The organism is Alteromonas sp. 5NW40-0090, assembly GCF_057552975.1.
Window position 1 is genome coordinate 170,627 of record NZ_BAAJLT010000003.1, and the last position, 23,476, is coordinate 194,102.

At 45.3% G+C, this 23,476-nt stretch carries 20 protein-coding genes; 9 read left to right on the forward strand and 11 right to left on the reverse strand.

Features of this window, described 5'->3' with window-relative positions; translation table 11 throughout:
- Positions 1-2: 2 nt before the first annotated feature.
- From pheT to AC27KT_RS04805, 4 genes are all read left to right on the forward strand, one after another.
- On the forward strand, positions 3-2,390 hold the full coding sequence (gene pheT / locus AC27KT_RS04790) for a phenylalanine--tRNA ligase subunit beta (RefSeq protein WP_487127850.1): 2,388 nt from the start codon (positions 3-5) through the stop codon (positions 2,388-2,390).
- Between the two features lie 3 nt (positions 2,391-2,393).
- Positions 2,394-2,693 (forward strand): integration host factor subunit alpha, encoded by a 300-nt coding sequence (gene ihfA / locus AC27KT_RS04795; RefSeq protein ID WP_012518129.1) that lies wholly within the window; start codon positions 2,394-2,396, stop codon positions 2,691-2,693.
- 113 nt (positions 2,694-2,806) lie between these two features.
- Positions 2,807-3,352 (forward strand): hypothetical protein, encoded by a 546-nt coding sequence (locus AC27KT_RS04800; protein ID WP_487127852.1) that lies wholly within the window; start codon positions 2,807-2,809, stop codon positions 3,350-3,352.
- Positions 3,353-3,861: 509 nt separating this feature from the next.
- Entirely contained in the window at positions 3,862-4,455 is a 594-nt protein-coding gene (locus tag AC27KT_RS04805; protein ID WP_061094791.1) for a hypothetical protein, read from the forward strand.
- A 60-nt stretch (positions 4,456-4,515) separates the two neighbouring features.
- On the opposite strand, the gene ybaK is transcribed toward AC27KT_RS04805, so the two are convergent.
- Positions 4,516-4,986: a Cys-tRNA(Pro) deacylase gene (gene ybaK / locus AC27KT_RS04810; RefSeq protein ID WP_487127854.1), complete on the reverse strand. Its 471-nt coding sequence runs from the start codon at positions 4,984-4,986 to the stop codon at positions 4,516-4,518.
- Positions 4,983-7,457: a penicillin acylase family protein gene (locus AC27KT_RS04815; protein WP_487127856.1), complete on the reverse strand. Its 2,475-nt coding sequence runs from the start codon at positions 7,455-7,457 to the stop codon at positions 4,983-4,985. Before AC27KT_RS04815 ends, ybaK begins: the two co-directional genes overlap by 4 nt.
- Before the next feature lie 98 nt (positions 7,458-7,555).
- On the opposite strand from AC27KT_RS04815, the gene nagZ reads away from it, so the two are divergent.
- On the forward strand, positions 7,556-8,566 hold the full coding sequence (gene nagZ / locus AC27KT_RS04820) for a beta-N-acetylhexosaminidase (RefSeq protein WP_487127858.1): 1,011 nt from the start codon (positions 7,556-7,558) through the stop codon (positions 8,564-8,566).
- Between the two features lie 130 nt (positions 8,567-8,696).
- On the opposite strand, the gene AC27KT_RS04825 is transcribed toward nagZ, so the two are convergent.
- From AC27KT_RS04825 to AC27KT_RS04840, 4 genes are all read right to left on the reverse strand, one after another.
- On the reverse strand, positions 8,697-9,212 hold the full coding sequence (locus AC27KT_RS04825) for a cob(I)yrinic acid a,c-diamide adenosyltransferase (protein ID WP_487127860.1): 516 nt from the start codon (positions 9,210-9,212) through the stop codon (positions 8,697-8,699).
- 127 nt (positions 9,213-9,339) lie between these two features.
- Positions 9,340-10,869 (reverse strand): CsiV family protein, encoded by a 1,530-nt coding sequence (locus AC27KT_RS04830; RefSeq protein WP_487127862.1) that lies wholly within the window; start codon positions 10,867-10,869, stop codon positions 9,340-9,342.
- A gap of 1 nt (position 10,870) precedes the next feature.
- The gene (gene mfd / locus AC27KT_RS04835; RefSeq protein ID WP_487127864.1) at positions 10,871-14,368 is read right to left on the reverse strand and encodes a transcription-repair coupling factor; all 3,498 of its coding nucleotides are present in this window, start codon (positions 14,366-14,368) and stop codon (positions 10,871-10,873) included.
- Between the two features lie 59 nt (positions 14,369-14,427).
- Positions 14,428-15,030, reverse strand: coding sequence for a PilZ domain-containing protein (locus tag AC27KT_RS04840; RefSeq protein WP_487127866.1), 603 nt, complete (start codon positions 15,028-15,030; stop codon positions 14,428-14,430).
- Between the two features lie 192 nt (positions 15,031-15,222).
- Between AC27KT_RS04840 and AC27KT_RS04845 the strand changes: the two genes are divergently transcribed.
- Together AC27KT_RS04845 and AC27KT_RS04850 are read left to right on the forward strand one after the other, a co-directional pair.
- Positions 15,223-16,572, forward strand: coding sequence for an FtsX-like permease family protein (locus AC27KT_RS04845; RefSeq protein WP_487127868.1), 1,350 nt, complete (start codon positions 15,223-15,225; stop codon positions 16,570-16,572).
- Positions 16,573-16,649: 77 nt separating this feature from the next.
- Complete coding sequence (locus tag AC27KT_RS04850; RefSeq protein ID WP_474872722.1) at positions 16,650-17,213, forward strand: phosphoribosyltransferase; 564 nt, start codon at positions 16,650-16,652, stop codon at positions 17,211-17,213.
- A gap of 23 nt (positions 17,214-17,236) precedes the next feature.
- Here the strand turns inward: AC27KT_RS04850 and AC27KT_RS04855 are convergent, their stop codons facing one another.
- The 5 genes from AC27KT_RS04855 to AC27KT_RS04875 all read right to left on the reverse strand — a co-directional run bounded on the left by AC27KT_RS04855 (position 17,237) and on the right by AC27KT_RS04875 (position 22,391).
- Positions 17,237-18,679 carry a sensor histidine kinase gene (locus tag AC27KT_RS04855; protein ID WP_487127870.1) on the reverse strand — a complete coding sequence of 481 codons (1,443 nt, stop codon included), beginning with the start codon at positions 18,677-18,679 and terminating at the stop codon, positions 17,237-17,239.
- Positions 18,676-19,848: an FIST signal transduction protein gene (locus AC27KT_RS04860; protein WP_487127872.1), complete on the reverse strand. Its 1,173-nt coding sequence runs from the start codon at positions 19,846-19,848 to the stop codon at positions 18,676-18,678. Before AC27KT_RS04860 ends, AC27KT_RS04855 begins: the two co-directional genes overlap by 4 nt.
- 105 nt (positions 19,849-19,953) lie before the next feature.
- Entirely contained in the window at positions 19,954-20,595 is a 642-nt protein-coding gene (locus tag AC27KT_RS04865) for an energy-coupling factor ABC transporter permease (protein ID WP_487127874.1), read from the reverse strand.
- A 42-nt stretch (positions 20,596-20,637) separates the two neighbouring features.
- Complete coding sequence (xthA, locus tag AC27KT_RS04870) at positions 20,638-21,447, reverse strand: exodeoxyribonuclease III (protein WP_487127876.1); 810 nt, start codon at positions 21,445-21,447, stop codon at positions 20,638-20,640.
- A gap of 263 nt (positions 21,448-21,710) precedes the next feature.
- Positions 21,711-22,391 (reverse strand): biliverdin-producing heme oxygenase, encoded by a 681-nt coding sequence (locus tag AC27KT_RS04875; RefSeq protein ID WP_487127878.1) that lies wholly within the window; start codon positions 22,389-22,391, stop codon positions 21,711-21,713.
- 271 nt (positions 22,392-22,662) lie between these two features.
- Here AC27KT_RS04875 and AC27KT_RS04880 point away from each other — a divergent pair, with 271 nt between their 5' ends.
- On the forward strand, positions 22,663-23,058 hold the full coding sequence (locus AC27KT_RS04880; protein ID WP_487127880.1) for a DUF2750 domain-containing protein: 396 nt from the start codon (positions 22,663-22,665) through the stop codon (positions 23,056-23,058).
- Positions 23,059-23,074: 16 nt separating this feature from the next.
- On the forward strand, positions 23,075-23,467 hold the full coding sequence (locus AC27KT_RS04885; RefSeq protein ID WP_487127882.1) for a SufE family protein: 393 nt from the start codon (positions 23,075-23,077) through the stop codon (positions 23,465-23,467).
- Positions 23,468-23,476 lie beyond the last annotated feature (9 nt).

Here is a 23,476-nt window from a genome sequence, read left to right on the forward strand (position 1 = left end):
ACATGAAATTCAGTGAAAAATGGTTAAGAGAGTGGGTTAACCCGTCGCTGTCGGCACATGAGCTGTCTGAACAGTTGAGCATGGCTGGCCTAGAAGTAGACGGTGTTGAGCCAGTAGCAGGCGATTTTAAAGGCGTGCTAGTAGGTGAAGTCGTTGAGTGCGGTCAGCACCCGAACGCCGACAAACTGCGCGCAACTAAAATAAACGTAGGTGGCGAAGAGCTACTTGATATCGTTTGTGGTGCGCCTAACTGCCGTCAGGGCATTAAAGTAGCAGTTGCTGTTGTTGGCGCTGTATTACCTGGCGACTTTAAAATTAAAAAAGCGAAGCTTCGCGGCGAGCCGTCATTCGGTATGCTATGTAGCTTCTCTGAGCTAGGTATTAGCGACGACCACGACGGTATTATCGAGCTTCCAGCCGACGCACCTATTGGCGCAGACATTCGCGATTACCTTGGTCTTGATGATAACGCTATTGAAGTAGACCTAACACCAAACCGCGCAGACTGTTTGGGTATTCGCGGTATTGCCCGTGAAGTTGGCGTACTTAATAACCTTGACGTGTGCGAGCCTGAAGTAGCTGCGGTAAACGCAACTATTGATGATAAATTATCAATTACGTTAAGCGCTGACGACGCATGCCCACGTTATCTGGGCCGTGTGGTTAAGGGCGTTAACGTTAAAGCTGCATCGCCACTGTGGTTAGTTGAAAAGCTACGTCGTTGCGGTATTCGCAGCATCGACCCCATTGTAGACGTGACTAATTTTGTATTGCTAGAGCTTGGCCAGCCAATGCACGCGTTTAACCTTGCCAGCATTGAAGGCAACATTAACGTGCGTATGGCGAACGATGGCGAAAAGCTTACGTTACTTGATGAGACCGAAGCTAAGTTACAAAGCAATACGTTAGTTATTGCTGATGACAACAAAGCGTTAGCAATGGCGGGTATTTTCGGCGGCCTACACTCTGGTGTAACTACTGAAACACAAGATATTTTGCTTGAAAGTGCGTTCTTTAGCCGCGATGCCATTATGGGCCGTGCCCGTCAGTACGGTTTGCATACCGATGCGTCGCACCGCTATGAGCGTGGTGTAGACCCACAGCTTCAGCGTAAAGCCATGGAGCGCGCTACTGCACTAGTACTAGAAATTTGCGGTGGTGAAGCTGGCCCTGTCGTTGAAGCTGTAGCAGAAGACAAGCTACCTAAGCAAGCTACGGTTACGCTTCGTCGTGAACGTTTGTTTCGCGTTCTAGGCATTAGCATTGACGATGCAAAAGTAACGGAAATGCTAAACCGCCTTGGTTTAGAGGTAACGCAAACCGAAGCCGGCTGGGAAGCGGTTGCGCCAAGCTATCGTTTCGATATTTCAATTGAAGAAGATTTGATTGAAGAAATTGCGCGCGTATACGGCTACAACAACATTCCAAACGTGGCACCAAAAGCGACGTTGGCAATGCTACCTTCGCAAGAAGCCAAGCTGCCTCTAAACACCATGAAGTCGTTGCTTTTAAGCCGAGGCTATAATGAAGCAATTACTTATTCGTTTGTTGATCCTAAAATTCAAAACGCATTATTCCCAGACGTAAAAGGTATGGTGCTACCACACCCAATTTCATCTGATATGTCGGTAATGCGTGTAAGTTTATGGCCGGGTTTGCTAGGTGCTACTGCTTATAATCAGAAGCGTCAGCAACAACGTGTTCGCATGTTTGAAACCGGATTACGCTTTATTCCTCAACAAGATGCGCCAAATGGTGTATTGCAACAGCAAGTAATTGGTGGTGTAGTAGCAGGGCGTCGTAATGAAGAACATTGGGACTTGGGCGACAGCCCGGTTGATTTCTTCGATGCGAAAGCAGACGTTGAGGCGTTGTTGGCACTTACAGGCAGAACCGGTGAGTTCCAGTTCGTCACAGGGCAGCATAGTGCGTTACACCCTGGTATGACGGCAAAAATTTTGCTTAATGATGAAGAAGTTGGCTATATTGGTGCTATACACCCGCAGTTTACTAAATTGCTTGGTGTTAACGGCCGCGTATTTGTGTTCGAACTAGTGGTAGATGCCATTACCGATCGCAAGTTACCGTCAGCTGTACCAGTATCGCGCTTCCCATCGAATCGCCGTGATATTGCTATTACGGTTAAAGATGAAGTGCGTGTAGGAAATGTACTTTCTTACATAGAAAATATTGGCGTAAATCAACTAGTTGCTCTAAACTTGTTCGATGAGTACAAAGGCAAGGGAATTGAGCCTGGCTATAAGAGCCTTGCTTTGTCACTTCATTTACAAGATCCGGATAAAACCTTGGAAGAAGCTGAAATTCAGCAAGCTGTAGATACTGTGGTTAAAGGTCTGGAATCTGAGTTTGGGGCCGCGTTAAGAGAGTAAACTATGGCATTGACCAAAGCCGAGATGGCTGAACACCTATTCGAGAAACTAGGCATTAACAAGCGTGATGCGAAGGATCTGGTAGAGCTTTTTTTCGAAGAGATTAAAGGCGCTCTGGAATCTGGTGAGCAAGTAAAACTGTCAGGTTTTGGTAACTTTGACCTGCGTGATAAAAACGAACGTCCTGGCCGTAATCCTAAAACTGGTGAAGACATTCCAATTAAAGCGCGCCGCGTGGTTACATTCCGCCCGGGTCAAAAACTGAAAAGCCGAGTTGAAAACTCTGAGCCTGTCGACCAATAATCTTTAGGTCGTTACAATACTGAAAAAGAGCGGGGTATCTCGCTCTTTTTGTATTGCTTCTTTTAACAGTGCACCCGCACTGAATTTCATATGCAATTTCTTTGGAGGAAAGTGTGAAAAAAGCACTTGTTGTTCTTGCTATTATTGTTGCCGCTACCTTTTCATGGTTTGCTTATTTGTCGGTAGATGCAGACAACCGAGATCAAGATGCAGCGCAAGTTCCACTTATAACGGTAATGGAAATTCTGCACGCAAGCGACTTGCAGCAGGGTGTAAAGCAGGCTGTTAAAAATGATGACGCCGAAGCTGTTGATTCATGGATGGTGCAGGCCCGTGAAGTAGGGCAGGCTGCTAGTCTATCTTCAGAAGATATGGATTATCTTAATTCAGAGACTGCGAAAGACTACGTAATTTTTAATGCCAAACGCCAGCTGTATAACGAAGCCTTTGAAGCACGCTATTACGCGCTAGAAGATGTAGATGTACTTAAAGAACAATATCCTGAAGCCAAAGACTTGTTTGCTCGCACTGATGCGTTGATTGAAAAGCGCGACGCTATTATTCAACAAATTGCTGTAGCTATTTCAGGAAGCGAACAGCCTGACGAAGCAGCGCTTGAAGAAGCACGCAAACAGTGGTTAGCGCAGGCGGCCAATTAGGTTATGATTTAGGTTATGGCTTAGGTTATGATCTAGGCTATGACTTAGGCTATTGCTCGCGCTGCACTCAAACACTCACCAGAAACCTATACCACAGACCAGCTTCATACCCCTTCCTACTTTTCGTACTATAAATTTGTTGAAAGCTTGATTTGAAAATGTACGCAATTTGGCGTACATTTGTCGTGCATGTGGAGTGCTGGGTGCGTTACAAGGAAATAAAGCGACAGGTCATTGACTGTCTGAATAAAGGATACGTTTCCCATGAGCAGAGAAACGATATTGACGTTAAAAATTTATTGGCAATTGGGCAAGTGTCGCTTGAGGAAGTTGCCGAAATTATAGGTCGAAGTCGAGGAAACGATTATTCTTCCAGCCCTCATCATTTTGATAGCAGCATTACGGTACACATAATTAAGACACGGCGAGCTGGTCATAATTGGTATGTTAAATGGTATTTCGTAGAGCCGAATAGCGTTTTTATTAGCGTCCATCATTAAGGAAAAGATATGAAAATTTTCAAAGTCGGCGAGTCGCAGAAAGCAGCATGCAGCACGTGCCAGTCATTTGAAAATGCAACATTTCAATTAAGAGATGTTCCTTTCAGTGATGGTACGGGAGTGGTTAAAAAGGTTTTGGTGGGGGTATGCGATAAGTGTGAAAGCGTAACCGTGTTACCTCACCAATCTACACCTGCGGTTAAACGTCAATATGAAGCAAAGCGAAAGCCAGTGGAAGGGCGTTTACCTGCGCATTTAATCGATATTCTAAATTTAGCGACAATGGAAATCGGTGCAACTACAGACTTTGTTCCAAGCATGATGAAGTACTACATTCACTCATTGTCTGAAGATGAAAAGTCAGCAAAAAAGATAGCGAGTTACCTTCAAAGTGACTTGGCAAAAGGTAGATCAGAAAAGCGCCTATCGCTAAAAGGGCGTAAGATATTCGAAGACATAGAGCACCTTAAATCACTCTCGCACATAGAAAACACCACTGATTTACTGAAAGGTATAATCCTTAAGATAAACGAAGATGTGCTGATTAAAAAAAGGCTCAAACCAATCGAAAACCTTAAGAATATAATGGCGGCAGTCGCATAACCAAAAGCTGCATTGTAAGTTTTTGCTAACGCAGCTAACCATATATTGGGTTGTAAAAAGTTACTTTACCGAAATATCCGCAAATTTGGCGCTTGTTAGCAAAGCTAAATCGGCAGGAGAAAGCGCCACTTCTAACCCTCGCTTTCCCGCGCTTACGTGCATAGTGGCAAGGCCTTCAGCGCTTTTGTGAATAACGCTGGCTAACCGCTTTTTCTGGCCCAACGGACTTACCCCACCTAATACGTATCCAGTGGCAACCATTACCGCGTTTGCCTGTGCCATTTCTACCTTTTTTACGCCTAATGCTTTTGCCATTTTCTTCTCGCTTAGCTTGGTGTTTACGGGCACTACGGCAACGGCCAATTTATTGGTGTCTGTGCTAACCACTAAGGTTTTAAATACGGTATCGGCGTTAAGGTTTAGTTTTTCAACAGCCTCCAGACCGTAAGACGCAGCATTGGCATCGTGATCGTATTTTAAAACCGTATGTGCGATACGCTTTTTAGTAAGTAGTGTGATTGCGGGTGTCATTCAACCTCCTTTTTATAGAAGGTTCGGCTGTGTATAGGCTCGCTTGGCAGTAAGGGCGTTGCCGCGTGAGTGGCGTAGTCGTTAAAACCGGCTGTAAAAAAGTCTGACAGCGGGTGTCCGCTCTGCCCACCAGGTAAGGTTAAAATGGCGTCTTCTAAGTGACCTGGGCTTACAAAAAATCGCTCCGATGCGCCAAAGCTAGGGGCTTGCACAGCGGGCATGTAGGTATCGCCAAAGCCTTCCACTTGCTGCATATTTAACATGCTTCCTACTAATGGAATTTGACTAGCAAAGGGGTGCTCTACCGATAAGGCATTAACCTTACCCCAAGCCAAGGCTTCCATGTTTGCCTCTACCGGAGAATATTTATCTAATAATTTGTGTTTGGCACGCCGGTAAGCGTCTACCAGTAACTCGTCGAAACTTTCGGTGTCGGCAGGCAGCCAGGAATCAGGTTGGCTATGGATAAGCTGCCAAGTGGCTGGTTCGATGCCTCGTAGCAGGGTGCGGCTGTTTACACCTTGTTGATCTAAGTTCGAAAGTAAACCACCAAAAAGGGTTTGTATTACCTCGCGCCTAAAGTGTTTAACTAAGGTATAGCCTACCGAGTCTTCACATGCGCACTCTTTCCACGCGTTTAAATAGGCAAGGTCTGGTTTGAACTCAATATCTTGCATGTTAAGCAAGCCGTATAACAGGTGTTGCCACGGAATAAGAAAGCGGGCGTGATTATCTAGCTGAATAGCGTAAAAATCGGTTTCACTGAAGGTATCTTTCTCAAAGAGCCTGTCTCTTATTTGTTGCCCGCGGGCACCAAGGGCATAGCCACCGTCGCCCCATACTTTGAAGTCGTCAGCTGATATAACTCTGGCATTGGCTGTCCATATTCTTCCCATTTCAGGGTTTAACAACATAGGCAGTTTTGCAGCACGCTCAGGCACCGTCGCATCTTGCTGTTTTATAGCGGTGAACGACGCCGTTTGCCTATCCATAACCACGCCGCCAGGAAGCCACGCGGCATTACCGGCTTCATCTACAATAACTAAGTTTTGTGTTGGAATGGCAATGCGCTTGCCTATAGTAATAGCTTTTTTGACATCCTTTGCGGCGCCGAAATTTATGATACCCAAATTAGCAGCAAAGGGATGGTGCGCGACCCAGTTCAGCGCGTACCGTTTGCCGTTAAGTTCTTTTACAGGGCCGTATTCGCTTACTTCAAATGTAAACTCATGCTCACCGTCGGGTAGGGGAATACGCTCTGTTACCGTGTTAGTGGGCGTTGTATTATCTAGCTCTATCCAATCTACATTATCAAGGTTTGCGTTAGTAAAGCCCCACGCGATATGACCGTTGGTACCCACTACTATTCCGGGTATACCTGGTAAAGAAACGCCAGTTACCTGCACCTTGCTACCCGATTCCTGGTAGTTAAGCTGGGCGCGATACCAAATAATAGGTACACGCAAGCCTAAGTGCATATCGTTCGCTAAAAGGCCTGCACCTGTTGCGGTGTGACTTCCGGTAACCGCCCAATTGTTACTGCCGACATCGGGAAGCTCAGTTCCGTTATATTGAGCCCGAGCAATGGCAGTGTTGTTGTTTTTGCGATTGCTTGTAGTTTTCGCGGTTGTAATAGTTGATGTAGAAGTAGTAGAAGTAGTAGAAGTAGTAGAAGTAGGCTGAGCTGAGCCTTGATCTGTACTCTTTACGGTGCTGGGCTCAGTGCTTTGGTCACTTTCCGTGCTCTGCTGGTTGGTAAGGGTACGAAGGGAAGCTGGATAGTCAGGTATTTCGGCCTCAAGTAACGGGATTTCGCTGGCGTCTAATGCTGCTTGATAATTACTTGGCTGGGTAATAAAGCTATATATATCAGTTCCGAAAGTTGAAAGTAGTGCTTCTCTTGCTAAATCTAGTTCTACCTGAGTACCTTGTAAGTCTAAATACATACTGTAAATAACAAGAATACTGTCGGTAGGTTGCCACTGTTTTATGTCAACACCTGCGGCTAGGTACTCAAACGGCGGTAGGGTGTATTCCGACAGAGCGTCATTAACACCGTGCGCATAGCGGACCAAAAGCTCTTGTTGTTTAGAGGGAAGGTAATCAAACACGGCTTTTGCACGTTTTTCGAATTGGTGAAAACGCGCTTTTTTATCTATATCAAGTGCTACGTCGCCGACCCATTGCGACAAACTTCCCGAAGCGGCGCGCCGCTGTAAGTCCATTTGAAAAAAGCGGTCTTGTGCATGGGCAAAGCCCAAAGCGTAGGCGGCATCAAAAATATCGTCTGCGTTAATGACCGCGTGACCTAACCTGTCGCGGCTTAACTCGGTAGGTGCGTTTACGTGATAGGTGGCACTATTGCCATCAAGCGCGGGTAAGCTTAGCCTAAGCGATATATAAAGCCCCAGAGCCGCTATTAGAAGCAGTGTTAAAACACTTAAAACCAACCACTTGAACCAATTTATCACGTGTAAAACTCCCTATTTTTCTCTATCCTAACCACAGAACTAGCAAAATTGAAGTGATGTTTTATGACACATACTAAGGCGGTGCCGTGGGGCCATTAATGTTGGATTGTCAGGCCGAAGAACTTCTGCCTGAAGAAAAGGAAAAATTAGCCCATCCTGTTGTGGGTGGCGTAATTTTATTTAGTCGTAATTATCATGACAAACGCCAGCTTTTTGCGCTGGTTAAAGATATTAGGCGCTATGCAAAACGGCCGGTATTAATAGCCGTCGATCACGAAGGCGGCCGCGTACAGCGCTTTCGCGAGGGCTTTACTGCTATACCTGCAATGGGCAGTATTTTAAAGCAGTCAGAGCATCAGGATGAAAGTGCAGCTTATGCTAAGGCCTGTGGGCTAGTATTAGCCCACGAGCTTAAAACTCTAGATATCGATTTTAGCTTTGCGCCGGTACTTGATATTAACGGGGTATCTCAGGTTATTGGCGACAGGGCATTTGCTGACAATGCAAACGAGGTCATACGCCTTGCTACCCACCTTATTCAAGGGTTAAAAGCCGTGAATATGCCTGCTATTGGCAAGCACTTTCCAGGGCACGGTAGCGTGGCGCCAGACTCGCACATAGCACTACCAGTAGATGAGCGCGATTTTGAGGAGATCCGTAGCACCGATATGGTGGTGTTTGAACGATTAATAGAGCGTGCAATGCTTGATGGCGTTATGCCTGCACATGTTATTTATAGCCAGGTGTGCGATAAACCGGCTGGGTTTTCACCGAAATGGCTACAAGATGTACTTAAGCGTGAATTGGGCTTTGGTGGCGCTGTATTTTCTGACGACTTGTCTATGCATGGTGCAAGCCTAGCTGGTGGTTATGTTGAGCGTGCTGAGGCTGCGCTAGATGCTGGCTGCGACATGGTCCTTGCTTGCAATAATCCAGAAGGGGCAGAAAGTATTCTGGATGGGTTAGAAGCACGCTTTTCTAACTTAAGTCAGGGCGATTTACAGAAGCAAGAGCGGGTGATGGCGCTTTACGGGCGGGTTTTGCCTGCAGGGCTCAATGATAAGTACGACAGTGCCGTTGAGTTGGTAAAGCAATTAAGCGAACGGTAGGTGTTATACCTACCGTTTTATTCACCATTTATGCTAGTAAGTTATCTCGGTGTACGTTTGCCTGCTTTATAGCTGATTTTATGTTTGCCTGTTTCCTTGGGCGCATCATTGGCAATTAGATACCCGCACTTTACACCTTAGTTTCGTCTACCCCGGCTTCTACATTCATAAAGCGCGCAAACGTGAAAAGGAAGTCGCTTAAGCGGTTTAAATACGCGTGTACTACTTCGGGGACGTCGTAGTGCTTGGAAAGGCTGATAACAGCGCGTTCAGCACGGCGACATACAGCACGGCATACATGAGCTTGCGCAGCAGCTTTGCAGCCGCCGGGCAGTACGAATGACGTATTGGGCGGCATTTTACTTGTAATGGTGTCTATCAGGCCTTCTAAGCTTTCAACGTCGGCTTGCTTTAATGTAGAGCTTGCAGAGATGGCAAAGCCAGCTTGGAACAGGTTACGCTGAATATCGTGCAGCATAGGCTGATGTACTTCATCAACATGAGCGGCTAGCAAACCAATATGGCTATTAAGTTCGTCCATGTCGCCGTAGCTCTGTACGACCAAATCATCTTTATCAACACGTACGGCTTTGTCGGCATAAATCTGTGTACTGCCTTTATCACCAGTGCGAGTGTAAATTTTCATAAAAACCAATTCTCTTAACTAAATTTTTGCTGCTTTTAACCAGTGCCTTAACGCAATGCTAAAAAAACTACTGCTAGCAAACTTTGCAACCTAGAAAGCGCTCAATCTTTAGCGAGCGAGCATAATGCTACTCGCTGATATCAGGGCGATTGTAACGGCGGATCTGCACGACAAACCCAAACAGTGGGTGGTCAAAGTAATGCAGTTGAGTACTGATCACCCGTCGTTGTTCGGCTAACGGGACTGACACCAACTTATATTCGGTTGGTGTTGCTTGGCCAGCAGATGCGGCGTTACTTTCTTCACTACTAAAGTAACTTAGCGGCACTGGTTGGCGGTAGAACATCTCACCATCCACATGAAGATACGGCACGCGGTTAATGTATTTGAGGAATACTTTTATTGTGCCGTCAATTTCCCAGATGGGTGTTCTAAGCGATGGGTCTAGGGCGTTGTCGTCGCCTTGCTCTACAATTATGGCGGTATCTAATGCCTTAAACGCTTCATACTTTATAGCTTGTGGGTTCGATAGCCGGCGGTCAATATCAGCAAAGATATCTGAAGTGGTGGATATTTCGGTTACGCTTTGAGTGGTTGTACTGCCTTCGTTACTATTCAAATCTGCAGTAGCGTCATAGCCGAACTCTGATTCACTGTCGGCAGACTTAACAAGTGCTGTGTTGCTTTGTTGCTCTAGCATGTCGCCATTTTTGTCGTACTGTTGCGCGTAGTTCTGACCGCCGTAGAGTCTAACGTCAAAAGCATTGTTTTTGCCGAACATTACCGGTTGACGCCAGGTCGCATGAAATAAGCGTTCCAGTTGTCGGTTCGAACGAATTTGGCGAGAAATCGATGATAGCGCTTGTTGCTCACTAGTAAGCAGGTGAGCTTTTGAAGCGAGAGGCCAGTCGTGGCCTTCAACCACAATGGGTAAACTAGCTGGGGCGGGCATTCTGTTGTCTGGCTTGTTGACCTTCCATACAATTGCCGGCTTCAGTGAAGTCTGAATTGAGGGCGCTTGGTCTGCGCTATTGTTTGTTAGCGCCTTATTGATTGGATCACGCTCTGTTGAGGCCATTACGTTTAATACAGTGGTGATCTCTGCGCTAAGCCAAGGTTTTGCTTCTTCGCAATATTTAAAGGCAGGTACAGTAACAGGCGCAGTTTGTTTTACGCCAAAAAACGATGTCCAGTAGCTAGCGATAGTGGCTGCATCTGGTGCGTTACCTGCAACTTCTTCATTTGCATAGCCAAGGTTCTCGGTATAACCCGCCGATGAATAAGGCTCGCTATCTCGCTGCCCGCTATTGGCACTAGGTTGTAACAAGAAGTCTATGTCTTTTGAAGGGATATCAAATAAGGTTTCGTTTGGCCATTTTATTGCAGTGTCTGCACCGCAAACGGCTAAGCCTTGCTTTAAATAGCTAATATCGGGGGCAATTACATCGCTGATAATGTCTGCCTGAGCGCGAGGGGGTGACAGGTCGTCAGCCAGTGAAAATTGCTCTTCTAACTCCGTCAGTGCCACGTTGCGTTTAAATGCAATCACTTCCACATCAAACCACCAGTTGTCATTGGCGTGGGCCGTGGTTGAAATTGTTGTTAAAAATACAGCGCTAATTGATGCGACTAACGGGCACCAGCGAGATAACTTCATGTTATCGCGACTCCTTTGCAAAATCGGCAATAATATCGCTAATAAACGCGATGCGCTCTTTAGCTGTTTCGGTTTTTTTCACCAAACGCAGTTTTTGGCTACCTTCAAACTTAAAGGTGTTGGGTTTGGTTTGTACCAAGCTGATAATAAAGCCCGGGTCGACCTTAGTGTTCTCTTTAAACTCTATGGTACCGCCTTGGGCCGACAAGTCTACTTTTAGAATGCCCAATTCTTGGGCTTTTAGTTTAATTTCAGCTACTTCTATCAAGTTTTTAGCAGGCTCTGGTAAAAGGCCAAAGCGGTCAATACATTCTACCTGGAACTCATCAACGTCGTCTTGCGTTGTGCAGCTTGCCAGGCGCTTATATAGCGATAGGCGAGTGTTAACGTCGGCAATATAATCTTCAGGTAATAGGGCAGGAATACGCAACTCTACCTCCGTATGTCCTGACGTTGCATCATCTAGTGACGGCTCTCTACCTTCTTTAAGCGCGTTAACGGCTTTATCAAGCATGTCCATGTATAAGCTAAAACCAATACTGGCGATTTGCCCTGATTGATCATCGCCTAACAGTTCACCGGCACCACGAATTTCTAAATCGTGGGTAGCAAGGGCGAAACCTGCACCTAAATCTTCAAGCTGAGATATAGCTTCTAAACGTTTCACTGCATCTTTGGTCATTCGCTTTGGATGCGGCGTTAACAGGTAAGCGTAGGCTTGGTGGTGTGAACGTCCTACACGGCCGCGAAGCTGGTGAAGCTGCGCTAAGCCTAAATGGTCGGCTCTATCCATAATAATGGTGTTTGCGCTTGGTACGTCAATACCGGTTTCAATGATAGTGGTACAAACAAGCACGTTGTAGCGCTGGTGGTAGAAGTCGCTCATTACGCCTTCTAATTCGCGCTCGCGCATTTGACCGTGACCCATTGCAATACGTGCCTCGGGAACAATTTCCGCAATTTCTTCCACTGTGCGTGCAATGCTTTCCACTTCATTGTGAAGGAAGTAAACCTGACCACCACGTAATATTTCACGCATGATGGCTTCGCGAATAACGGCTTTGTTTCGCTGCTGCACAAAGGTTTTAATTGATAAACGACGGGCCGGCGCTGTAGCAATAATCGATAAATCGCGCATGCCAGATAGCGCCATGTTAAGCGTACGTGGAATAGGCGTAGCGGTAAGGGTTAGAATATCTACATCGGCACGCAGTGACTTAAGCTTCTCTTTTTGACGCACGCCAAAACGGTGTTCTTCGTCGATGATCACAAGGCCTAAGTCTTTGTACTTTATATCGCTAGATAGCAACTTATGTGTGCCTACCACGATATCGACTTTGCCTTCGCCAATGCGCTCAACCACAGATTTTTGCGCTTTACCGCTTACAAATCGGCTCATCACTTCAATTTCAAACGGCCAAGCCGCGAAGCGATCTTTAAAGTTTTCATAGTGTTGCTGCGCGAGCAGGGTAGTAGGTACTAATATGGCCACCTGTTTACCAGCATTGGCGGCAAGGAATGCCGCGCGCATGGCAACTTCTGTTTTACCAAAGCCTACGTCGCCGCATACTAAGCGGTCCATCGCTGAAGGACTGCCCATATCGTGCATAACCGCAGCAATGGCTTGGGCTTGGTCGGGCGTTTCTTCAAAGGGGAAACTGTCTGAGAACGCTTGGTAATCGTCCCAATTAATTTTATAGGCAAAACCTGGCTTAGCTGCGCGGCGGGCATACACATCTAATAGTTCAGCGGCTACGTCACGTACTTTTTCAGCGGCTTTTTGCTTGGCCTTTGTCCATGCGTCAGAGCCTAAAGCGCTTACTGGCGCGCTATCTGCGTCGCCGCCGGTGTAGCGTGAAATTAAGTGAAGCGAGGCAACAGGCACATAAAGCTTAGACTGCTTGGCGTACTCAATACACAAATATTCGGTTGCTACACCGCCTGCATCTAGTGTTTGTAGCCCAAGATAACGGCCAACGCCGTGGTCTAAGTGCACTACCGGTTGGCCAATAGAAAGCTCGGCCAAGTTGCGAATAATGGCACTTTCATCGGTGGCGGTGCGCTTATCGCGTAAACGGCGTTGGCTTACTTTTTGGCCTAGTAACTCCGTTTCCGTAATAAATAACAGTTCGCCTTCCTGGGTTTGCCAGCGAAAGCTGTTATCAACCATTCCTACCGTGATACCAATAGTATCGTGGCTTGCTATGAAGTCGCTAAAGCTATCAACAATCTTGGGTTTTATGCCTGCTTTGGCAAGCACAGTGATTAAGCCTTCTCGGCGACCTTGGGTTTCAGCACAAAACAGTACTTTAGCCCCGTTGTCAGTAGCCTGATTTACGGTTTTAATAAGTCTTTCAGCAGGTACTTTTTTCTGCGAGTTAATCGCAATGTCATCAAGTTTTTCGCACTGAAGGTTGGTAGAACCCTGTTTTTCTTCAAGTACTTTGCTGGTTAGAGAAGCACGAGGCCACTGTTTAATGGCTCCAAACAGTTCGTTGATGGGTAAGAATAACTCATCTGGCGCAAGTAGCGGGCGAGCTAGGTTGTAGCGATATTGCTCGTAACGTTCTTGTACATCGGCCCAGAAGAACTCGCTGGCGTCTTGCACATCACCGTGAAGTAGAAGCAGGCTTTTGGGGTGAAGGTAGTCGAACAAAGTCGCGGTTTGTTTGAAAAACAGAGGTAAGTAATACTCTACACCGCTTGGCATAGTGCCTTTGCTTACCTGTGAAAAGACGCTTTCAGAGGCGTTGTTGGCGTCGAACTTTTCTAAAAACTGCTGGCGGAAAAGGGTGATTGCTTCTTTATCTGTTGGGAATTCGCGAGCGGGCAGCAGGCGAATCTTATTTACCGCTTCGCCAGAGCGCTGGGTTTCGGTATCGAAATAGCGAATAGAGTCAATTTCATCGTCGAATAAGTCTATTCGAAACGGCTGGTCGCTACCCATCGGGAATAGGTCAATAATGCTGCCGCGTACCGAGAATTCGCTATGGCTCATCACCTGGCTAACGTGAAGATAGCCAGCTTGCTCTAAATTGCGCCTAAATTGGTCTCTGTCTAAGTTGTCGCCTTTATTTAGCATCAGTAGGTACTTCGCTAAATAGTCGGTAGGTGCAAGGCGCTGCATTAGCGTGTTAACAGGAACAATAAAAACGCCTTCGACTTGTTGGGTAAAGCGAAACAGCGTTTCTAATCTTTGCGAAACGATATCTTGATGAGGTGAAAAGGAGTCGTATGGCAGCGTTTCCCAGTCTGGAAACAGGGTAATGGGCGTATCTTTTTGATTATCGCTCAAGAAAAATGCTATTTCTTTTTCAAGCTTCATTGCCGATGGCGTATCGGCGGTAATTAATACAATAGGGCCTTTGTATTGGTTTAGCGTTTGGCTGATGCATAGCGCGGCGCTGCTGCCTTGCAGTTGGCCCCATTGTTTGTGATCTTGTGATGAGGCTTCTTTTTTAGGCGCAGGTAATGGAAGCGATAATAAAGTGGCTGTCATGACGTCCTGTTTTTTAAGTGCAAGAGTAAGTTTTACGGCTTATATACTGTTATCAGGGGCTATTCAGATCCCGCTTTTTTCTCTTTCGCCCGTTTTCTTAGTTGCTGGGTCTGAATATGCAAGCTGGCGCGAACTAAAAGCTCTTGGTCTTGCTCTCGAATGGTATTAAAAATAAAGGCGATATGGTAACTATCTTCAACTTGCTCGCAAGTAATAACTTCGCCAAAACAAAAAATTGCTGCGGCTTCGGCATCAAGAAAAAGCTTTAGTTCAGCATGTGTGCCTGCTTCTAGTGGGTCACTTGAATCAATAATTACGCCACCACCACCGAGCTTTACAGTTTTGAAGCGGTATTCGGGCTCGTCTTGTTGATGCAAAACAAAAGACATCATCAGGTCAATTTTTCGCGACTGATGATTTAGGTATTCGGCCAAGGTTTCGGCGTGGTCACCCAAGTTTCTTAAGGGGCGAATTGCCTGCGCTTCTAACGCGGCCATTTCGCTGGCAATGCGAAATGCATAGGGCATCGAGTCTTCAAGGTTTTCCTCATCAGGTACTTTTTCGTCTTTACCTAAAGGGCGCACGTTTGCATTTATGCTGTGCGCAATAGAAAAATACTCATCGAATTGGGCTTTTTTTTGTTCTAGGCTAAGTTCGCTCACATCATTCCTCTGCCACTATTTCTTGTGCCGCTAGTAACTTATAAGTAGTATACCGGTCACACGTAGTATACTCACTTTACTATTTTGGGGTTAACCCGTCATCTCGCCTTTGGGCTACTTATCTGAATTATTTATTCACTAAGCATAGCTAAATGTGAGGCAGATTACCGTATTACTGAAAAGCAAGGCACTATGTTTTATCCTCTTTCTGCATTCATTGCTTATCGTTATGCCAAGTCTAACAAAGCAAGCCAAACCAGTTTTGTCTCATTTATCAACCGATTTTCAGTGGCGGGCATCGCGCTAGGCTTGATGTCGCTTATTATCGTAGTATCCGTAATGAACGGCCTAGAAGGACAGTTAAAACAGCGCATACTCGGCATAGTCCCTCATATCGAAATTACAAAGACACCCATCGCAACAGAAAGCCTTAACAAGACACCCATTCAAAACGACGCTACAGAGACACCCACCACAAGCGTTAATATTGGGTCAGTTAGCGAGACACCCACGCAAAAAACGTCCAACTCGAAGCGTTTAGCTATAGAAGAAATTAGCATGACACCCATGGAAGGTGTCGTAACCACCATGGGTTACAGAGAGGCAGAGGCAGTTGTGCAATCTCGCTCAGACCTTCGCGGCGTGCAGATTCACGGCGTTCAACCCGGCGTGATGATTGAGCATACGTTGGTTGCAAATCATATGGAACAAGGTCGGTTTAATGATTTAACGGAAGGGAGCTTCGCCGCCATAATTGGGCGCTCTCTTGCCATTAAGCTTGAAGCGCGCGTTGGCGACCGCTTGCGAGTTATGGTTGCTGGCGCCAGTGTTTATACTCCGTTTGGAAGAATGCCAAGTCAACGGCTTGTGACAGTGGTGGGTGTCTTCGATATGGGCTCGCAGATGGATGATAAGGTGATGTACATGAACCTTGCGGATGTGAATCGCCTAATGCGTGATCCTAAAGGGAGCGAACAATCGCTCAGGTTGTTTTTAAAAGATGCGTTTAACTACCAAGCGGTGGTTGATGAATTAGTTGATAGGGTGGGTGTCTCTGCAAGCAATATTAGAACGTGGCGGGAGCGTCAGGGGCCGCTGTTTGACGCAGTAAAAATGGAAAAGAACATGATGACGCTCATGCTGCTGCTCATAATTGCGGTGGCGGCTTTTAACATAGTGTCGGCACTGGTAATGGTAGTGACGGAAAAGCAGGGCGATATTGCGGTACTTCAAACTCAGGGCATGTTGCCGAGTTCAGTCATGTGGATATTTGTATTAAACGGTTTGTTCAACGGGGTGAAAGGTGCGGGTATTGGTCTGCTTTTAGGTGTAATTATTACGCTTAATTTAAACAATATCTTGGACGCGATAGGTTCGCCACTCGCGCTTTCTGCAGACGGTAGAGGCTTGCCAATTGACATGGATGTAGCACAAATAATAAGCATCACATTGTTGTCTTTGCTGTTATGCATTTTAGCCAGTGTTTATCCTGCTCGTAAAGCGATGAAAATAGCTCCTTCACAAGCGCTTCAAAACGAATAAATAGTTGAATTTACCGTGCAAAAGGCCGCGAAATTCACTATACTCGCGGTCTTTTAAACTTTGCCCAGTGAGACGTCATGAACAAGAATTTTATCACCTCGCAATCGCTTCTACAGGATTCCTTTCGCTTAGCGGCAAAGGTGTATGAAGACGGATTCCGCCCTGACTTTATTATTGGTATTTGGCGTGGTGGTGCTCCAATTGGTATCGCAGTTCAAGAGTTCTTCGAATTCAAGAATACGTCAACCGACCATATTGCAGTACGTACATCGTCTTACTATGGAATCAATAAACAGTCGAAAGAAATCCGTGTTCACGGGTTACATTATTTGGTTGAAAATGCCAATGCTGACGACAAGCTATTGATTGTTGACGATGTTTTCGATTCAGGCCGAAGTGTTGATGCACTTATCAAGCAAATTAATAAGCTTATGCGCCTAAACATGCCAAAAGATATTCGCATTGCATGCCCATGGTACAAACCTCAAAACAACACTACTGATATCGTGCCAGATTACTACGTTAACGAAAGTGACGAGTGGCTTGTGTTCCCTCACGAAATAGCAGGTTTGTCAGAAGAAGAAATTCGTGAAGGCAAAGGCGAGCTGTCTGACGTAATGGATATTTTGTTCCAAAAGTAGCTGCTATATAGCGCTTTCTGCAGTTAAGAATCGCTATCAGACGTATCTAAACCGCACGATTGTGCGGTTTTTTTATCAGTGCCTATAGATGGGAAAGAAAGAGTAAATGTGGTGCCGACGTTAACTTCGCTATCAACATCAATATTACCCCCCATGGCTTCTACAATAGAAAAAGAAATATACAGGCCTAGTCCGGTCCCTTTTCCCGTAGGTTTTGTGGTGTAAAAAGGCTCAAAAAGCTTTTGAAGCGCATGTTTTTCGATGCCACACCCCGTATCTTTTACCGTGATAACGGTATTATTGCCTTCTTCATAAGAAGAAATGGTAAGTTTGTCTCCATCCTCCATCGCCTGCGCAGCGTTGACAAAAAGATTTACCAGAACCTGGTTTAGCTTGCCTGTTTTCCCTTTGATGCAAGCAACGTCATTCAGGTGTTGCTGTATTTTTATGCGGTGCTTTAATTCACTGTTTACAAGCCTTAGGGCATGCGCAATGCAATCGTTCACATTGATGGTTTCGTCATCAGGGATATCGGCATCGTGTGAGAAAGAACGAAGGCTTGTTATAATGTCGGTTACTCTGTTTAAACCTTCTTCGGACTCCCCACAAATATCAGAGATTTCGTCACTAAGTGAAACAATTTTATTGTGCGATTGCCACAATATTGCTGCTTCGGCAATTTCTGCTCTTTCTTCAGAGCTAGAGCTAGACGCCAGTTTCAGAACGATCTCCTGCATTTGTGATAGTGCAGGCAGTACGTTTCTAAGGAAATGAATATTACTGTTAATAAATGCAATGGGGTTGTTAATTTCATGAGCAACGCCTGCGGCTAGCAAACCTAGCGAGGCCATTTTTTCAGAATCGATAAGACTTTTTTCTACCCTAGCTTTTTCTTCTTTCAACCTGACGGTTTCTAACGCCATTAACTTTGCCTGCATCCCCATAGCCATCTGTTCAGTGAAAGTTCGGTATCTATTTGCCATATCGACATATTCTTGGGTGTAGTAGCCCAATGATTGATGACAGAAAACAATAACGGCCTGTTGTTGGTGCACTTTAAATGGACAATACAATACCGACGTGACGGTGGGTTCAAATAAGGACATGTGCTGTTGCCAAGTTGGCTGCTGTTGAATGTTGAACAAAGCTACGGGTTCACTTTTCACGGCACGGGAAAGCGTGTCGTCTATTTTCCATATAGTATCTAGCAAAGCATCATTAGTGCTATTGATGCACCTCATTTTACCTGCACTTTCATTCTCTAAGACAAAGCATACTTCATAGTTGTAAAGCCCTTTAAAAACGCTAAACATTTTCTTGTAAAGGTCTGTTTCATCCTCAGCGGTAAGGAGTACTCGCGTACCTTCAAGTAAAGCATCGCTCTCTTTTTTATGCGCTTCAGCTTGCTGTTTTAAGCGGTAAACTAGCGCAAGATCTTCTAAAACATTTTCGTAATCTTTATTCATCGAGAAAACACTACTGCTGAAATCATTAGGTTGCCATGCCTGTTCATTCCGTCTAAGAATCGCCCTTGTTCGCCAAAAGTAAAAGGCCCGCAAATAGGCAATGATGAGAATCGTTTTTGTAATGACTCCAGCATCGAATTTATTTCATCGCCCACCATCAACCGGCATCCTGCACAGTAAATCATCAATACGCCGATTGGCTTCTTGTTTTCAGGTAGTAGCATGATTGCGTTATTAATAACGCGCTCGGCGCGCGAGGTGAGGCTAGAGATGTTTCCCTCCATCAAAACAAGGTCTTCGCCTTCCTTTACTTCAGAAAAAACATTTAACGAACCATGTTCAACAGAGTCGGGGTGGCAAAGAAGGTAATTTACAGCGCCATTATCCAATTCCACTGGCCTGCCTAACGGAGCTGAAGAAGTTAGCCCCAAGATTTGTCCACCGTCAAGCTGGTCTGAGATTAGACCATTCGTTGCTTGATTGTACGCGATACTGGCTTGTTCATTATTGAGTTGTTGTATTTGCCGCCCTTGGGCTTTTGTGGTTCTTAGCACAGTCTCGGTAGGTTTATAACCGGAACTATAACTTAAACCAAGCGGTGTTGAAGGATACAAAACGGCTACCGCAATGGTTTCAGGTCCCGCTGACGTTTTTGTGATCGTACGCCAGTTGCCTGTAACCGTATTGTCTGCCATGGAGCCGCCAAAAATAGGAACTTTTGCTCCTACAACGCTGGCAAACCCTTCTAGTATAAGTTCTTCATCACCCGGGGGAAGCGCACACCAAATGAGTGCAGGGCTTTCGTAAGGCCTTTCGGCGCTTGCTAGTGCTTGCTGCAACGCTATTGCTCCTGCTTCAAACGGGCCGTACTCAGATACATCAGCACTGCCTACACCGTAGGCACCACTATCATCATTAATGCAAAACAGCGCTAAGTCACATTTGGCGGAGACCGTTTTATCGTCGCAAAGCAAAGCGCCTAAGCAAGAGCTAGAAATAAAAAAGGGGAGTGTCGAAACGCCTATCATTGATGGAAGTGCTTCTAAAGGAAAATCGGTATTGCCATAACCTATGAGTAATGAGGGTTTCTCATTAGTTATTACAGACGCTAATTCCGAGGTTAAGCTTTCTATATCATTGCACTTTAATGCAAATGTCTGAATCTTCATCTCAGCCCACCAATAAAACACACCCTTTAATAATAGATTGAATTTAGGATAACCTTATTAACCATTAGTTTAAAAAGTTTCAAATGAAAAGAGACAATAAACTGTTTAATTGTCTAGATAAAACCTGTCGTGAAAGGTGTAAACCCACGTAGGTTGGTATATAACAAGAAGGGTAATAGCCATGCCGTTGAGTAGTGCTTCTGGAAACACCAATAGCGGAATAAGCAAAACATAATTATCAAAAACAATATCCCATGTGTATGTACCTTCAATGTAGTAGAAGGCGCCTAACGAGAGTGTTTTTAGTGCAATTGAAAGGGCGGCAGGAAAGAATGCACACACGAATATGTAGACAAAAAGTTGTCGAGGTATACGGTGAAACGACAGCATGTAGAAAAGGTAGGTGGTGCCTATGGGAAGGATAGTCCCTAATAGACCGTTGACCCCAAAGTTCTCCCACGTTCCATAGCCAGTTACGTTTGCCCCTAAAAGCGCGATAAATGAGGCAATGATGGCGTTTCTAAATCCTAACATCAATGTGAGAACGGAAAGGCCAAGGAAATGCACATCTAGGCCTTCAAATATTCCCGCTTTAAACAACCACAACACAAATAAACAAGCAGCAGTGCCGAAAATGAGGTGTTGCTGCTGCTTGTTCCGCGAAAAGTGAGTAAAGTCGATATGCTTCACTGCGCCCAACAAAAATGCGCCATAAATCAGCCATGCAAACAACTGTAATGAACTCACTGTTACTCCTTTATCGGCGCTGCTTTATTCGCAATCGGCCAACTACTTCTTATATTCAGCCCAAATGGGGGCGTGGTCAGACGGCTTTTCAATGCCCCTTAACTCATAATCGATGCCTGCGTCATGAAGACTAGCGTGTAAAGGTTTGGTGGCAAGTATCAGGTCTATACGTAGGCCGCGATTGTCGTTGAATCCTTTGGAGCGATAGTCAAACCACGAAAACCTGTCATTAGTCTCTGGATTAAGCGTTCGAAAGCTATCCTCGAAACCCCAGTCGATGAGGGTATTCAACCATTCACGTTCTTCTGGTAGAAAGCTACACTTACCTGTTCTCAGCCAGCGTTTTTTGTTTTCATCTCCAATACCGATGTCTAAGTCTGTATGAGAAATGTTCACATCACCCATCACAATCACGTTTTCGTCTGGCGTATGGTTATCATCTAAGTAGGCCATTAAGTCTTTGTAAAACTTACGTTTGGCGGGGTACTTTGTCTCGTGCTTTTCGTTCTCGCCTTGAGGAAAGTAACCATTAAGAACCGTCACTGGCTCGCCAGCTTCATCGGTGGTTTTTAATATAATCATTCTGCGCTGGGCGTCTTCATCATCGGTTGGGAAGCCCATTGCCACGGAAACAGGCTCTTTCTTCACTAAAAATGCGACGCCATAGTGGCTTTTCTGGCCGTGAAAATAAACGTGATAACCCATGGCCTCTACTGCTTCAACGGGAAATTGCTCGTTGTGAACTTTAATTTCCTGCAAACCAATAATGTCTGGTTGGTGGGCATCAATAACCGCTTGAAGCTGATGAAGGCGAGCGCGGATACCGTTTATGTTAAATGAGATTACTTTCATGATTTATATTTATGTTGTTTCTAGGTTGGTTTAAGTCTACCAGAAACTGAGCGACCGCTTAACGATGAACCAACGTTATATTAATGCATTCAGCCGCTTGACTAGATTAAGTTTATTTATAGCTTTGGAATTGAGTGGTTATAAAAATCGTTTGGTTGCATCAGCCTAACCGCAGGCAATGTTAGACTGAAGGAAGGCTAAAAGACCCTATTGAAGGGCGTTATTGAATCGTAAAGCCTGTGAAGGTGCTAACTCGCTTAACTCTAAATCAATGCGTCTACCTTAAGCTTTTTCTCTCCTTTTATAACGTCAGCTAGTGAAATCAAATGCTCAAACCACGCATTTGCATCCTCAACTATATCTACAATAAGGTCTTCTTCGTTTGTAGCGAGTTCAGGTACAAGAGATTCAACTTCTTGTTTGAAAGACACCCACGCTTTCGCGCAACCTGCCATGGCTTGATAGTAATTCGTGGGTACGTTTCGTTCCATCGCGTTTAACCTTCTTACGATGATATTTGCTCCCATTGAGGAGCCTAACCATACGTAAATGGCTGCAATGGCTTGGCTAGTCGACGAATTGCAGCTTGGAATTGACAAGCCCTCACAGTGGGGGGCTTGATTAGACGTTTGTAATGATAAGGCTTCAGATGTCTTGGCATGGGTGTCAACGCAAAGCGTTTGAATGTCAGCATTCAGAGCACTTAGAACTGCGTTGCTATTTATCATATTTGAGACTCGAGAAAGAATAGGCGCACTGCTCTCAGCTTGCTGAACAGCGTCAGCAGTCGCTTGATGGAACAATGTCATTATCTTCAAAATGGCGAGATAGGCGGTGTCATCAAATGCATTGTCGTTGTGATAGATGGAAAAAGGAAACGTATTTTCCAAAATGCTGTGGTTAGCGTGAGTGTCTTGCTTTAGAGCAGTAAATAGGTTTCGCATGAGGTACAGATCTTTGCGTTATAGCTTTTTAAACTTTTCGTGATGGTGAACAACTTTAGCATGGGTGTCACTGTAACGGGTAGGGAATTGAATAGCCGTTTATGTTTTAACGAAACTTTTTATGAGCGAGTGGTTAGGGTGGGTGTCTTTGTAAGGATGCTCTGGTTTTTTAGCATGGGTGTCTTTGTAAGAAATATTTTGGCGACTATTGCGTTGCGCCTTGTGCTGGGGAGGGTATACTTGCCGCAAATTTTGAGATAGGTGAATAAACGTGTTTCCAGAAACAATTGCCGACAAGTTAAGCGATGCGGTCATCGAACAAGCCATGAAACTAAATGCGGAAGACCGTCAAGAACTTGTTGTTAGCTATATTGCAAAAGCAAACGAAATTTGGATGGTACAAGGTACTGAAGGTTTCGTAATGTTCGAAGGTGGTGATAGTGTTCAGTTACCCGTTTTTCCTCATCGCGATTTAGCGCAAAAGTTTGTGGATATAAACGACATAGAAGGCCAGTGTGTGAGTGTATCACTTGAAGAGTTTGCACAAACTTGGTTGCCAGGCCTTACTAAAAACGGTGTGGAGTTGGTTATGTTTCCAACTACCAGTGATGTTGAAAACCTTGTAATGACTGCAGAAGATTTGGCTTCTGAACTAAACGGTAATTAAGCTGGGCGTGTAGCAAATGAGTACGGATGACACCTTGCTTCCTCTGGCTTCTTCACTTGCCAATTCAAAGGGGTGGGATGATTTTACGCGCACGCTTATGCTAGCGGGCAAGTCATTAACGCCTCTTCCTATAGATGAACGCACGTCCGATACTGCCGTTAATGGGTGCGAAAGCCCCGTGTGGTTGGCTTATTTCACTGAACAAAGTCGCTTAATGGCATATTCGCCAAGTAAAGTTATTCGCGGTGTGCTTGCTGTATTACTTGAAAAAGCCAATGTATTGACTGATGAGGAGCGTCGTAATTTCGATTTCGAAGAATATTTGTCTCGCTGTCAATTAGGGCGTTACCTTAGTCAGTCGCGCGGAAATGGGATCTTGTCTGTCATCTCTCGGTTGAAAAGCATTTAGGCGCTGAGC